This window comes from Pseudoflavonifractor gallinarum (assembly GCF_014982855.1).
Taxonomy (GTDB): Bacteria; Bacillota; Clostridia; order Oscillospirales; family Oscillospiraceae; genus Pseudoflavonifractor_A; species Pseudoflavonifractor_A gallinarum.
Genome location: NZ_JADCKF010000004.1, coordinates 32,038 through 46,487, shown reverse-complemented (window position 1 = coordinate 46,487; position 14,450 = coordinate 32,038). Strand labels below are relative to the sequence as shown.

15 protein-coding genes are annotated in these 14,450 nt (G+C 54.2%); all 15 read left to right on the top strand.

Annotated elements, in window-relative coordinates; genetic code table 11:
- The first annotated feature begins 3 nt into the window (after positions 1–3).
- Positions 4–249 (top strand): hypothetical protein, encoded by a 246-nt coding sequence (locus tag INF37_RS05415; protein ID WP_193536948.1) that lies wholly within the window; start codon positions 4–6, stop codon positions 247–249.
- 10 nt (positions 250–259) lie between these two features.
- Positions 260–994 (top strand): DKNYY domain-containing protein, encoded by a 735-nt coding sequence (locus INF37_RS05410; protein WP_193536946.1) that lies wholly within the window; start codon positions 260–262, stop codon positions 992–994.
- Positions 995–1,009: 15 nt separating this feature from the next.
- Positions 1,010–1,879, top strand: a complete 870-nt coding sequence (locus tag INF37_RS05405) for an NADAR family protein (protein ID WP_193536944.1) — start codon at positions 1,010–1,012, stop codon at positions 1,877–1,879.
- Positions 1,867–2,325, top strand: a complete 459-nt coding sequence (locus INF37_RS05400; RefSeq protein ID WP_235964229.1) for a C-GCAxxG-C-C family protein — start codon at positions 1,867–1,869, stop codon at positions 2,323–2,325. The genes INF37_RS05405 and INF37_RS05400 overlap by 13 nt, the downstream gene beginning before the upstream one ends.
- Before the next feature lie 23 nt (positions 2,326–2,348).
- Positions 2,349–2,789: an immunity 51 family protein gene (locus INF37_RS05395; protein WP_193536942.1), complete on the top strand. Its 441-nt coding sequence runs from the start codon at positions 2,349–2,351 to the stop codon at positions 2,787–2,789.
- Entirely contained in the window at positions 2,786–3,049 is a 264-nt protein-coding gene (locus tag INF37_RS05390) for a S6 modification enzyme RimK (protein ID WP_129872284.1), read from the top strand. The genes INF37_RS05395 and INF37_RS05390 overlap by 4 nt, the downstream gene beginning before the upstream one ends.
- A 10-nt stretch (positions 3,050–3,059) precedes the next feature.
- Entirely contained in the window at positions 3,060–3,359 is a 300-nt protein-coding gene (locus tag INF37_RS05385) for a DUF6881 domain-containing protein (protein WP_193536940.1), read from the top strand.
- 15 nt (positions 3,360–3,374) lie between these two features.
- A complete protein-coding gene (locus INF37_RS05380; protein ID WP_193536938.1) occupies positions 3,375–4,325 on the top strand; it encodes a hypothetical protein in 951 nt (316 codons plus the stop codon).
- A 2-nt stretch (positions 4,326–4,327) separates the two neighbouring features.
- Complete coding sequence (locus INF37_RS05375; RefSeq protein WP_235964228.1) at positions 4,328–5,017, top strand: hypothetical protein; 690 nt, start codon at positions 4,328–4,330, stop codon at positions 5,015–5,017.
- A 9-nt stretch (positions 5,018–5,026) separates the two neighbouring features.
- A complete protein-coding gene (locus INF37_RS05370; protein WP_193536934.1) occupies positions 5,027–5,692 on the top strand; it encodes a hypothetical protein in 666 nt (221 codons plus the stop codon).
- The gene (locus INF37_RS05365; protein ID WP_193536932.1) at positions 5,689–6,657 is read left to right on the top strand and encodes a hypothetical protein; all 969 of its coding nucleotides are present in this window, start codon (positions 5,689–5,691) and stop codon (positions 6,655–6,657) included. Before INF37_RS05370 ends, INF37_RS05365 begins: the two co-directional genes overlap by 4 nt.
- A 16-nt stretch (positions 6,658–6,673) precedes the next feature.
- Complete coding sequence (locus INF37_RS05360; protein WP_193536930.1) at positions 6,674–7,228, top strand: RNA 2'-phosphotransferase; 555 nt, start codon at positions 6,674–6,676, stop codon at positions 7,226–7,228.
- 120 nt (positions 7,229–7,348) lie between these two features.
- Positions 7,349–7,759, top strand: coding sequence for a DUF5071 domain-containing protein (locus INF37_RS05355; protein WP_118642056.1), 411 nt, complete (start codon positions 7,349–7,351; stop codon positions 7,757–7,759).
- A gap of 226 nt (positions 7,760–7,985) precedes the next feature.
- The gene (locus INF37_RS05350; protein WP_087290193.1) at positions 7,986–8,834 is read left to right on the top strand and encodes a hypothetical protein; all 849 of its coding nucleotides are present in this window, start codon (positions 7,986–7,988) and stop codon (positions 8,832–8,834) included.
- 11 nt (positions 8,835–8,845) lie between these two features.
- On the top strand, positions 8,846–14,449 hold the full coding sequence (locus tag INF37_RS05345) for an immunity protein Imm33 domain-containing protein (protein ID WP_193536928.1): 5,604 nt from the start codon (positions 8,846–8,848) through the stop codon (positions 14,447–14,449).
- Position 14,450 lies beyond the last annotated feature (1 nt).

Genomic DNA, 14,450 nt, shown 5'->3' with positions numbered 1-14,450 from the left:
AGGATGGACCAGGCAGTAATTTACAATGGCCAAATTCTTACCCTGACGCGCTTTTGGGCGACGGGAGAGCCTTGCCTGTGGATCACCGACCCGGAGCAGATCGGGATGCCTAAAATGGAATTTGTGGGAGGCCACCCGGACGAATACTGCATTTCCCTGAAAAATCTGACTGAAGCAGAGCTGGCACAGATCACATCCCTGGACGGCGTTCCACTGGATATGAAAGAAGAACGAAACGACATTGAATGAGGTGAACACCATGGAATCGATTAGAAACCCACTTCCCAAGCCGCCAAAATACATAGATGTGGACTATATGACTTTGCCTGACATCGACAGCAACCCACTGTTCTATGATGAAGATGCGCAGGAGATGCTGACCTATTGGACGGATGGGAAAATGGTCTACTGGTATTTTGACCAGGCGTCCAGGGATGTAGAGCATTTTGTCTGGTTCAATCGGCTCTTTGCCAAGGATAGCAAACACTGTTTTCTCCATGGCCACAAGCTGCGGAATGTGGATCACGCCTCGTTCACGGCACTCAACAACTGCTACGCCAGGGATTGTAAAAGTGTCTGGACCACCGGCGGCCGGTTTGAACCAGAGGACATCAGCTCTTTCGTTGTCTGTGATGATGGAGTCAAACTGATTGAACATATCCGGACCATGTCGGATGGGACACAGCGCCCCATCCGAGTGCGGATTCCCTACGGATATGCCAAGGACAGCAAGGCCGTGTACTATGAAAACTTTGCCGGCAAGATCAAGATACTGAAAAAAGCAGACCCTGCCACCTTCGTTTCCAACAATGACGCCCATTTCGCATGGGATGCCAAGTCCATCTTCTGGGGCGGTTATCTGCTGCCGAAAGCCGACTTGCAATCCTGGCGAATCGTGAATGCACAAAAGAGTCTCTCAAGGGATGATAAGCACTTCTATATCCTGAATAAACTGGTCACAGAAGAAGAATGGAACCAGAAACTGCTCGGATAAGAAAGGACAAACCCTATGGCTCTACAAGATAAGAAAATAATGCCTCCCCCTTGGCTGGCCCACCGGGAGATCGAGCGATACTCCATTGGCTGGCGCATGGGCTATGGGGAGGATTACATAGACCGATTTGGCGATTGGCTGGACACCCTCTCCCCGGAGGAGCGGACGGAATACCGCACTCTCTTTCCCGAGCCGGTGACCTGGAAGGGCTGGTGGGATGACGAGGACAGCAGCGAGGTGCTGGAGCATGGTGACTTCTTGGTGGATGCGTGGCAGCCGGAGGGCCAGCCCAAGTACACCCGCCAGTGGCTCCAGCAGGAGTTTGCCGCCGGGAGAACGCAAGAGCTGTGCCTGTTCTGGGGCCATCAGCCAGCCGAGGACGGCCAGCTGACAAAAAGCTGCCTCAGCCAGTGGTGGATGGAGGACTTCTATACGACGGCTGACTCCTACCTCTGCATGGAGCAGTATATGATGGCTGCCAAGGCCGAACTGTTCGGCGACAAAGAGATCCGGGACCAGATTTTGAAATGCAGCGACCAAAAGCAGATCAAGGCTCTGGGCCGCAAGGTGCGGGGCTTTGAGCAGAAGGTATGGGACAAGTTCAAGTACGCCATTGTGCTGCTTGGCAACTGGCACAAATTCAGCCAGAACCGCGAACTGCGGGAGTTTCTCCTTTCCACCGGGGACAGCGTGCTGGTGGAGGCCAGCCCCTATGATGCCATCTGGGGCATCCGCCTCGCGGCCAGCTCCCCGGAGGCTCAGGACCCCATGAAGTGGCGGGGACAAAATCTGCTGGGCTTTGCGCTGATGGAAGTGCGGGACGAGCTGCGCCGGGTGACACAGAATGAAATGCTTTGCGATTGGAGTATGGTATGGCAACAATGAAACTCTATGAACTGGTCAACCACTACCACATCGGCACGGAACTGACCTGCGCCGAGGCGATGTTCATGGCCTGCAATGAATATTACCATCTGAATTTGTCCGAGGAGACCCGGAAAATGTTCTCCGTCATGGGCCTTGGGATGCAGACTGAGCAGTCCTGCTGCGGTGCCTTTACCGTGGCGGTGGGGATCATTGGGCTGATGACCGCAAAAGAAGGTCAGACGGATGTGAGCAACATGGAAGGCTACCAGATGATTGCTGAATTGACGGACTTCATGCTGGGCTTCTATGGAACGCTCCACTGCGTCGAGCTGCAAAAGTTGGAGATCGTGGGGATTGAGAATCCCTGCCATGCCATTGTAGAGGCGCTGGCCAAAAAGCTGGAGGAACTGCTGGCGGGCCGCAGGATCTTCCGCCCGGTAAACGGAGGACAACTGGGCTGCTGATGTGCCAGAAAGCGAGGGATTACATGAAAGACCTATGCCAATACGGAAATAGACGGGATGATGAATGGGAAATACTGCCCTGGATACCCGATCCGCGCCCGCCCTTCAAAATCTGGGTGAAGCCAGAGCAGATCGCGCCATTCTTTCTCATTCCCCACCACCCCTATGCGATCTCACTTCTGCTGAAAATCAGCGACGGATTCCGGGTAGAAGAATTCTGCCGGCTGGGACTGACCGGCAACAGCGGAGACTGGGAACGGCTGGTCTGGGGTGTGATCCAAGAGTTCGAGGAAGGCAACAGCGGCGAGGATCTGTTTCACTTCGACTCCGACGAGGATGTGTTCTGCGTGTACTCCCAATACATCGACGATTTGATGATGCTGGCCAAAATGATCCGGGCGGCCTGTGCCGATGAAAAAACGATGGGGATGTATCTGAACATGAGCGAGGCAGCGAAAGCATGAAAGAGTTGACCACTCAAACAGGGATTATCGTAAAATGCAGTAAAACGGCCATTGAATTTTTCCAAAATGCTCAGTCAGTGGATTCCTTTTCTGTGCTGGAGATCCCAGAGGAATTCCAAGGTATAGCGGTTGAGTTTTATGATTTGATTATGGAAAATGATCATCTTGCGGCCTTGCTGGGCTGTCGCGGCAATTATGATATTGCGGTACAGATCGATGAGGTAACCGGCACCATGACGGGGTGGCATTGGTTCAAATGAGGGAAATGGAATGATCGAGTACATCAAGCTCTTTTGGGAGGGCGCACCGGAGGGTGAACCAGCGGTCATCCTCTATGAAGTGGATACCGAAAATGAGCGGCCGGCCCTCCGCTCCATTGACATTTTTCCGGATGGCCGCACCCGCAACATCCCTGACCTTTACGACGGCGCCATCGAGATCACGCCGATCCCCACCGTGGAGGAATTGAACGCCCATGTCTGGGGCGAGGAGTTCCACGCCTGTGTAATAGAGAAAGCGGAATTTGAGGCCATCTGGGAAACTCACACCTATGATGGAGCGTTAAAGTAACCAGGAGGAGTCCCTATGAACAAATCCTTAAAAGCCAAAAATCTGCCGTTGTTCTCCATCATTGACCTGGACCAGCTGCGCCGGGAAAACAATCTGGAGGGCACAGAAGTGACAGACTTTTTCACGGCAAGAGATGGAAAAGTCTATCTTCTCATGGAACAGCCGACCGAAACACAGGGTAAGGACTGGCTCAGCACTCCTTCCACCTATACCGCAGTGGAAATCCAGCTGGATTGGGCGGAACAGCGGGTGCTGGAAACGACGCTGTTTCCTCTTGGCCTCTTGAAGTTCCAGTTCCATTATTTGCGGCCCGCAGGTGATCACTTCCTCCTGCTGGGGGCAAGATGCGCCTATCGGGAAAACGGCCCCGACCAGAACGCCTGGATCGTCAGCCGGGACGGAGCTGTGCTGTCCCGCTTCTGCCTGGGGGATGGCATTCAAGACTGTGTGGTAAAAAAAGATGGCACCATCATTACCAGCTACTTTGACGAAGGTGTATTTGGTAATTACGGTTGGGATGAACCTCTGGGTGCTTGCGGCCTGATTGCATGGACATCGGAGGGGACTCCTCTCTGGAAGAATGAGAAGTATTCCATCTATGACTGCTATGCCATCAGCCTGGACGAAGAAGAAAACCTGTGGTTTTATTATTACGATGAATTCCGGCTGGTGCGGACGAACTTCAAAGAGGATCTTGTGTTTGAACTGCCAATCGAAGGAAGCGGAGCTTTTTCTGTTGCCCCGTCTGGTGATACTTTTCTGTTTCAGGGCGGGTATCAGGAACATAACAAATTCTACTTCCTTACCGCTCATGGTGATCGCCTTGGGCAAAAGCGGGAGGCTATTCCCACCTGTGATGGAAACAAAGTCGCTGTGGAGCAGTGCAGCCTGCTTTGCAGCCAGATGCTGTTCCTCGGAAAAAACGGTGTTCTCTATGGCGGGGTACTTGGTAAAAGCGAGGAATGACAATGGTTGAGATCAATCGTGTCTGGCTCAATGTGGATACAGACACCAACAAAATCACACTATTCAGCCGTCCCCGTGTATCCATCCGTGTGGATGAGTACATTTGGAGTTTGATCGAAGAACATATCGTGAAGCCCCATAAGCTCATGCGCAGCGAAAAGCACAAGTATCTGCTGAAAATTGCCTTTGGCCGATTTGATTCGGTGCGGCACCGATATTATCCGCTTTCCCCGTACAACGGGACGCTTCGGGAAGGCGTCAAGCCGGACAGCGCAAACGGATGGTATCCCCGTGAGGACTTTGCAGGTTCTGAGGAACGCACCACCTGGTTCTCTCCTGATAAAATCTGGACAAACTGCGGCAACAAGGTTCTGGATGTGAATGTTGATGCCGCCAATGTGAGCGAGAGCATCACCCCCAGAGAATACGCAGACTTGCTGTTTGATGGGATTGGGGCAGCACTGGTGTTTAACTTCAAAAGGCTCAAACGCGAGGAGTTTGATGGGCTGAAACCCAAGATTGACTGGAGCATGGTGGAAAGTTTTCCCTTTCCCGCACCCTTTGAGGAGCAACAGTACATTGGGGACGAGGGCAAAATTCATGTGTATTCCTGGGATGGCCGGCAGGAAACGAACCTTGTAGGCCCTTATTCTGTGCGGGATTTATATCTGGACCATTTCGGAAAATTGTGAGGTGAGCACATGGCAAAGGGCATTCGTGAACGCCTGCTGGAGCAGGCAATAAAGTTCCATCAATGGCAGGAAGCCACTTATCCCGGCAAAACCAGCGAGGAGCTCGGCGGTGAGTGGGAAGTCGATTATCCATACTGGAATGATACTTACAGTGCCTTTTGCCATGTGTTGACCCAAATGGATGCAGAAACAGCAGATAGCGTCTTACTGGATGAAATGGTCTATCTGATCGCCAGGGACAACGAAGCGGAGGGGTTTATACAGGAGACCACTTCCCATCCCCAATGGTTCGAGTGCCTCTGCCGCAGGGCCGCAGCCTCCAATGAGAGTGAGGCCAAGTGGCAGTTTGCCGCGTATCTGCCAGAATGTCCGTGCAGCCAGGAAATCAAAGACATGATCCTGGACTTCGCAAAGGACCCCAATGAATATGTGAGCCGTCGGGCTCTTTTGGCGATGCCCGCTCTGCGTCCTGACTGTGTGGAACAGTTCGCTCCGCTGTTCTGGGAGCGGAACTGTTATCCCCTCGAATTACAGGAATACCAGCGGATCGCTGTTCTGGTCTCGCTGGATGCCATCCATTCCGGCCTGCTTCCACAATACTTGGAGCAGGCCAAGCAGGATGGCCGGCGCTATCTGCTGGAACACGCAGAAAGGATCGAAGGAGGACTACTGTGAACGAAAATTTATTCCGCACCCAATTCGATCAACTGGAAACCACCGAGAAACAGGCGCTGATGGAACGCCTGGCTGCTCGTTATAATATGACCTTTCTCGGTCTACATACCTTTGATCGCTGGGGCCAGAACTGTACCACCGGCATATTCGAGAAAGATAGCCGGGAGTATGTTTTCGTTCCCGGCGATACCGTCACCCTGGGCTGGGAACGGTTCGCCATAGGGCTCAGTCAGGACAGCCGGGAGGAACTGGACTATTTGTTCCAGGAATGGGAGATGGAACAGGACCCAGAGGAGATGATCCGGGAAAGCATGGCTCCCGTTCGGCAGGCAGCTATTGGCCCTATGCTGGTGGGCCGGGAGTTGGAGGAACTGTGCTGGGAGCTGGTCACAATGGACGATCCCAGATTGACCGCCCATCCTGACTGGCTGAAGCAGTTCCGGGAGTTTGCCTGGAGCGACCTTGACAGCCTTACTATGCACCAGTCAGCCCGCATTGAGCGGACGGAAAAGGGCTTTCAGATCTGTATCTATAACCGCACTGATTACAATGAACTCCTTGCCGGGCTGGAAAAGCAGGGGCTTTCGTTGCCTACAGCGGACGAGTGGGCCTATCTGTGCGGCGGAGGGTGCCGCACCCTGTTCCCCTGGGGGGATGGAATGGACTACTCCATGCACCTGCACCACTTCGAAAGCCCAGAGGATGAGGACAAGCCCTTCGATATGGAGGAGCCCAACTTCTTCGGAGTGTCCATCGCCTATGACCCCTATATGCGGGAGGTCGTGAAGGCCGAGCAGTTTACCACCTGCGGCGGTGATGGCGGGCGCAGCATCTGCGGCGGACTTGGAATTTTCCTCGGTTTCTTGCCCTGTTCGCCCCACTACAAGCCGGAAGTGCAGGAAGACAAGGAACTAAACGGCGACTATGACTTCTACCGGCCTATTATCCGGGTGGAGGCAATTTGAGAATGCGGAGGGCACCATGAGAGAAACAACACCCGATCTTACAAGGATCAGCAAGTATATCAGCTTGATCCTTCGGCACAAGCCGGAGGTTATTGGGATCAAGTTGGATACCCATGGCTGGGCGGATGTCAATGCGCTGCTGGCGGGTATCAGCAGAAAATACCCCATCAACCGGGACATTCTGGAGGAAATCGTGCGGAGTGATGAAAAGCAGCGGTATTCCTTCAGCGAGGACGGGAAAAAAATCCGGGCCAACCAGGGCCACTCCATTCAGGTGGATGTGGAACTCCCCGTGACTGAACCACCGGAGACGCTGTACCACGGAACAGCCCAGCGGTTTGCCGCCTCCATCGAGGTCCAGGGACTGCTTCCCCAAAGCCGCCTGTATGTCCATCTGTCCCCAGATCCCGAAACCGCCGAAAAAGTAGGCCAACGGCACGGCCAGCCTGTGATTTACCTGGTGGATGCCGGACAGATGCACCGCGACGGATATCTCTTTTATTTATCCGCCAATGGAGTGTGGCTGACAAAGGTGGTCCCTGCTCCGTACCTGAAACGCTTAGAGGAGTGAATGCCATGCGTACCGCGTATGGTACAGACAAGGTGAACAACACGCTCCGTCTTCTTTAAGAAAGAAAAAAGTATTTGGAGAACGACAAAATAATATTTGAGATGGAGATTAAGAGCTAATATGACAGATATTCACGACTTAGTGCCAAAAAATAAATTTGATAGTTCAAATATAGAGAGGCTAAAACACCTTACTGACAATGAGATTGAGCCGATATTACCCTCTCTTTTGGAGTGGATACAGGACTGTAATTGGCCTGTTGCTGGTGATATTTTGCCGGTGCTCGCTTTACACCAATCAGCCCTTGTCCCTTTAATTCATAGAGTTTTAAGTCCACATGAAAAAGACGACATATGGAAGTATTGGATTATCACCTGTCTGGTACCTCTTTTTTCCGATGAGAGCATAAATTGTATTCTCTCAGATATACAGAGGATTGCAAAAAGTCCTACACAGGGCGAATTAAGAGAAGAAGTACATGAAGCCGCTGTTATCTTCTTGCAGAACAGACTATCAAAAACAGGTCGATAACTTCCCATTTATCGGGGAGATAGCAAAGCCAACCGAGCCAGCAACGGTCAAGATGAACTGCACATTTCATGAGCCGCCGCTGACAGCCTCGACTGTCTTTGCTGATAGGCAATCAAGCCGGTCTTTCGGCAGATGGCAGATATCAAAAAGGAAAATCTGGACACCCGGCTGTGGGGCCGGTGTGGAACCTACTATTTACAGAAAAAAGACTGAAGGAGGCGTCAACATGGATGTCGTGAAACTTCCCAAGAAAGCCCGCATGGTCTGCTATGAGATCATGGATGGCAAAGAAGGGGCCTTGGATACCCTGGAATCCTTTTCCGATAAATACCCCCATCAGGTAGCAGCGGTCAAGGCTGAGGTCGCCTATTTCAACCTGGACTATGAAAAGGCGCTGGCTTTGGATCTGACCATCCTTCCCTGGCTGGAGGAGTGGTATTACAGCAATGTGAGCGATGAACACATGATTGCCATGACGGTGGCCGCCATCCAGCTCCACCGGGAGCAGGAACTGATTGAGGCGCTGATGAAAGAACAGGCGCGCATCCGGGCTGAGAACGGCCTCCCCCAGCGGGATCGGTTCTGTGACATTCTGATGGACTACCTCAAGCGGGGCGTTATGCCCTTTGCGGACAACGACAAGAACTACCCCTACCATGAACCGGAGGAACCTCAAACGAAGGAGCAGCTCTGGGCAAAGCTGGTGGAACAGAATAAAAAGCTCTCGCCAGACGATCCCGATGCCAGGCGGAAGCTCTATAACCACTGCTGTATGTTCGGAACCGCCAGGGATGCCGTAGATCTCTTTGAGGAGATTCAAGGCGTGCCCATGGCTGACTCCTCCTATCGGGACGCAATCGCCCGCTATCTCTATCTGGGCGAGCAGGAGAAGGCGCTCCAGACAGCGGAGCGGTTGGCAACATCGCGGCTGTGGGCGGTTGCCGGGCCGACGCAGGTGCGTCCCATGTCCTTCTTTGAGGACCCGAACCTGCGGGAGTTTTTGCTGGAGCCGGAATCCCTCCGGCGCATCCGGGAGGCTGCCCTTATTGATAACGGAACTTTGACGCGCAAGTGAGGAGGATGGTCATGTATATCAAAAAATACTGGGGCAACTTTATCGGAGGCTCGGACGACAGCCTGAACCTTGTGGCCTTTTTAGAAGACCAGAAGAAAGAGGAAATCCCCCTCAGCGAGATTTTCGCCAAGATCGGGCTGGACAAGCAGAACTGGGACTTCCGCCAGACCGTGGAGTATCTGGAGTTTACACACTCCGATGGCGTGGAGATGGACTTCCACTTCGCCATTGATGTGGTCACTGATCTGGCCGCCATCCTGCTGGAGTGCAGCGTCAGCGGCAGTGTAAACCTTCAGGATCTGGACGAGTACAACACCCCTGCCCGCCGCATCCGCATCACCGTCACGCCAGAGGAGCATGACGCCATGAACAAGGCACTGGCGGATTTTGCCCAGAATCCGCTGGAATATGACCTCAGTGAGATGATGGACAACGAGGAGATTCAGGAGATGGCTCGGGATGTGGAGGCGCTGCGGAAGGAGCTGTACGAGGCCGCTGGCCGCAACCGGGACTACCATGTGAAAGCGGAGGATGTAAAATCTCTGCTCCCTGACTGGAAGGGTGCCGATGGCTGCATTGCCACCAACCGCATCACGGTGGAGGGCTGCAAGGTTGGCTACTGTTACCGGGAGAAGCCGGACGGCGACTGGGACAGCGGCTGGCGCTTCACCGCCGGTGATGAGAGTGAGGAGTACATGGACGATCCCAACAATGCCGGGATTTACAAGCTGAACACAATCTGCAACGACGATCCCGACATCATTCCTCTGCTGAACACCCCCGCCCCCTGCGCCTTTGAGCGGGATGAAAATGGCGTGTTCCAGCAGATCAAAGACTGGAAACCGGATGAGGACGAGGAGGACCCGGATATGGACATTTTGAAGCAGTGCCAGAAGTGGCATGAAAAGGGCCAATATCAGAAAATCATTGACGCGCTGGAGGCCATCCCTGCTGGGGAGCGTACCCCGGAGATGGACAGCGAACTGGCCCGCGCCTATAACAATCTGGCAGACCCATATAAGCCAGGCGGCAAAGAGATGCTCAAAAAGGCCATCGCTCTGCTCAAGCCCCATGAGGAATACTTTGCGGAAGACCACTGCTGGAACTTCCGTATGGGATATTCCTATTACTTTCTGGACCAGGAGGGCCGGGCATTGCCGTATTTCCGCAAGGCACTGGAGAAACTTCCTGGAGACGAGGACACCCAAAAACTCATTGATGACTGCGAGCACCGCATTTCTCTGCCACAGTTCTCGGAGTGCTTCCGGGAACGGACAGAGGACTGGTGGGAAACCTTTGCCGAGATGGAAGCGGAGCTGCGCCAGATGATGGACGACGACAAAGACCACACCCGCGGCGCCGAAATCGTGGCCCAAATGGAAGGAGCTTTGAACCAGGCGTTTGACGAAATCTCCTTCGAGATGGGCTTCAATGGCGAAAAGCATGAGTTGATCCTCACCCCGGAGGGTGACAAGGTCAAGCTGTTTGAGCTGATTTACTTCCAGAAGCACGCCCCCAAGGAGGTGCTGGAGCACTGGAACATCCTGGTGGGCCGTCAGCCCCTCCAGAACATCGGTCTGCGTACCGAGGATGGATGGGACATCTCCGGGGATGATGTGCAGATCTGGCTGGAGGAGCAGGGTGAAAACAGCTTCGCCATCTCCGCCTACTGCGAAAAGCTGCTGCCCATGCTCCGGGAGGCGGAAGGCCGGGTCTGGTGGATGCTCACCACCCTCACCGACCAAGTGCTGGGCGAGATCTCCCACATGTGGTACATTGATGACTTCAATGTGCTGGAGGAGCCCAAGGCGGAGCAGTCATTCCTCCTGTCCCAGCTGCCTGACAAACTGAAAGAAAAGGGAGCGAACCTTTCCACCGACCCAGAAGCCTATCTGAACAGCTATCTTGGCTACAAAATGGAACCCAACAAAGACCCGGAAGCCGACTGGCGGCTGGATGTGATGGCCGGCTCCACCAACTGCGTGCCGCTCATCAACGGCTATCTGGATGCCGACAATGACTTCATGGACGCGCTCCATGCCGACGGCGCAGTGGCGGGCTTCTTCTGCTATCCCCTGGATACCCTCCGGGAAGAAGAAGGAACGGATAAGATCTTCGACTTCCGGGACAAGCTGGAGGAAGTGTTCACCACTGGGGACGGACCGGAGGTGCTCACCCTCATCGGCGGAGCTACCGGTCTTTTCTGCGGCTATGTAGATTTCATCGCCTGGGACATACGGACGGCGCTCCAGATGGCAAAGGAGTTCTTCGAGTGCAGCGACATCCCCTGGGCCAGCTTCCACACCTTCCGTCGGGAAGCAGGCACTGTGAATCTGAAAACGCCGCCCGAGAAGGAACCGGACGATGAGGATCAGGTCCCTGAGTTGGACGAGACGCTGACGGGCATGGACTATATCCCTTACACCCCGCAGAACGAAGAAGAATTTTTCCAGCAGCTGGAGCAGTGGAACGACGAGGATGAATACACCCACTGCATCCAGGCATTGAACGCCATCCCGGAAGATTGGCGAAACTACCGCACCGCCTATGCCATGGCACGGGCGCTGGAGAACTACGCTATTCTGGGCGACCACAAGGAGGTCCCCCCTAATTATAAGGGAGATAAGGCCCTGCGCCGAGCTATCGAAATGCTGGAGTCCGTCCAAGAAGAGGGTCAGGACAAGGCCCAGTGGAATATGCGGATGGCCTATGCCTATCAGTATCTATATGGTCAGGAAGAAAAGGCCATCCCCTACGCCCAGCGGTGGGCCGAGCTGGACCCTGAGGACGAGGACGCCCCGGCGGTGATTCAAGCGTGTCAGGAGGAGATTGCAAAGCGAGCTGAGGCAGAAGCCGAGGACGAGAGTGACCACACAGGCGTCTTCACCGGCTTCGTGCTGCTGTCCAAGGCAGAATGGGATAAAAAGCAGTTCATCCGGGATATGAAGGAAAAGTGGGACATCGTCGTGGATGAATATGACGCCAGTGAGGAGAAGGACGATGACGCGCTGGTGTTTGAAGTAGGCGATATGCTCGCCGCCGTCAGCCTGAATAACTATCCCATCCCCGGCGGCGAGGCCGAGGGCAATGCGGAAAACAACTATATGTGGGAGGATGCGGTCAAGGTAGCCAAAAAGCACCGTGCCCACCTGATGGTAGCAGTGCTGGGTAAAGAGGAGGATCTGCTGGAAAAGGGCAAGCTGTTCACCAAGGTGGTTGCCGCCTGCTGCCGCCAGGAATATGCCACCGGCATCTACACCAGCGGCGTGGTGTTTGAGCCCCGGTTCTATGAGGGCTTTGCCGACATGATGCAGGAGGACGAGCTGCCCATCTTCAACTGGATCTGGTTCGGCCTCTGGCGGGATGAGAATGGCATGAACGGCTACACCTACGGTCTGGATGTGTTTGGCAAAGACGAGATGGAGGTACTGGGTACCGATGCCAAGCCGAGCGATCTGCGGGACTTTTTGGCCAGCCTTGTGTCCTATGTGCTGGAGAATGATGTGGAACTGCACGATGGGGAGACCATCGGTTTTGATGCAGATGATAAGCACACCATCACCCGCAGCCCTGGCGTCGGACTGCCGGAGGAGCAGATGACTCTGAAAATCTCCTGGGCGTCATCGGACAATGACCCTGACGATGATGACGATGACCCGGACGGTGAAGTGCCCGAGGATGAAGAAAACGGTGTTCCCGAGGTCTACACCGAGGAGGAGATGGAGGCCGTCGAGGCTCACATTCAGCAGTATTTCGGCAAGTTTGAGAATGTGTTCCACGAGCTGTCTTCCCCGGACATCCATGTGGACATCTGCGTGGTGCCGCCCTCTGGGGATCGGGACTACTACACCCTGGTAACCATGGGTATGGGTGCCCACCGGATGAATGTGCCGGAGGAACTGGCCGAATACAAGCTGGAGCGGGCGGAGCTTGCTATCGCGCTGCCGGGGAACTGGAAACTGAAGCGTGAGGACCTGAAGAATGAGCGATGGTACTGGCCCATTCGCCTGCTGAAAGCCCTGGCCCGCCTTCCCATTGCCAGCGATACCTGGCTGGGCTTCGGCCATACCATGGACAATGAAGAGGACTTTGCAAAGGATACAAAGCTGTGCGCTGCCATTCTGACCGGTCCCCAGGATACCGAAGATGGCAGCGAGGTCTGCATCCTGCCGAGCGGCGAGGAGGTCAACTTCTATCAGGTGATCCCTCTCTACCGGGATGAATTGGAATATAAGCTGGCCCATGACGCGGATGCCCTGCTGGACAAAATGAACGGCATCAGCTTTGTGGTGGAGCCTGATCGTCAGGATGCTATCACTCGTGGAACCCTTTCCAATGATGATTTTGACGGTGAGATGGACGATGCCTCCTATCATATCGAGAGTATTGAGGAGAAGGGGCTGCCCGTTGACCCCATAAATGCTTATAACCTCTTTGCCATTTACCTCCGCTGGTGCATAGAGCATGATCTGATGGGCGAGGACTTTCTGAACGAATACGGCGAAGTGGCCAAACAGGTCAAAGCCGACCCTGCCAGTGTGGATCTGCGGGCGTTTATTCGGGACAAACTGAACGGGCAGATTATGGTTCCGATGTTCAATAAGGTTGGGCGAGCATTTACTTCTTACTACTATGGCGAACCTGATAGTCCAAATTTCCCCCGTGACATTGAAAACTATGCCTTGGAATATCTCGGCCCAGAAAAGTATTACTCCGATGAGTTCCAGTTTAAGGCCCCACTGTTCATCCCATTTGACGAGGACTACTACCAGGCCATGGCAAAGGTGATCGAGGAACGCTTCACCAACTGGCAGGGACAGGACTTCGACGAGGACACGCTGGAACCCTCCGAACTGGCTGAGGCGTTGATGGAGTATCTGGACTGTGAATGCACCTATTTCCCCTCCATGAAGGACGATGATCCCATCATGTCGGCATACAGCTATGCCAAACGGGAAAGTGTCAAAGAAGGCTTTGTGCCAGTGTTCATCAAGGCGGATGACGAAACCCTGTGGGAGTGCCTCATTATGAATTCCGACCCGGACAGTGATGGTGAGGACGACTATGCTTTCGACCCGGACAAGGTAGCCGACTACCGGAAGAAGATACTGTCTGCACCTGTCAAGGACAGCAAGGCGGTCCTGGAGGCACTGATCGGCCAGCGCAAGGAAGAAGCCGAGGATGACGATATGGACTGGGATGAGGAGATCCTGGGCGAGATGGAGGGCGGAGAACCCAACGACCGCTTCTCCAGCTACTGGGATGATGATACGGAGATGACCTATCCGCTCATCCTGGCCAAGATCCCGGTGAAGAATCCCTGGGAGATCTTCGCATACCTGCCCTTCGGAAACTGGAACGACTGCCCCGACACACCGGACCTGATGGCTACGGCCAAATACTGGTTCGAGCAGTACGGCGCAGTTCCTGCCGCCATGAGCCACGATGAGCTGGAGTTCCTGCTTCCGGCCCCCGTCCCCAAGGAGAAGGCCATGGATGTGGCGGTAGAACTGTATGGCTTCTGCCCGGATCTGGATCAGAATGAGGATGGAAGCATTGGCTCCTTGGCAGATGCCCTGTGGCAGTCCACCGTCTGGTACTTCTGGTGGGATTGAT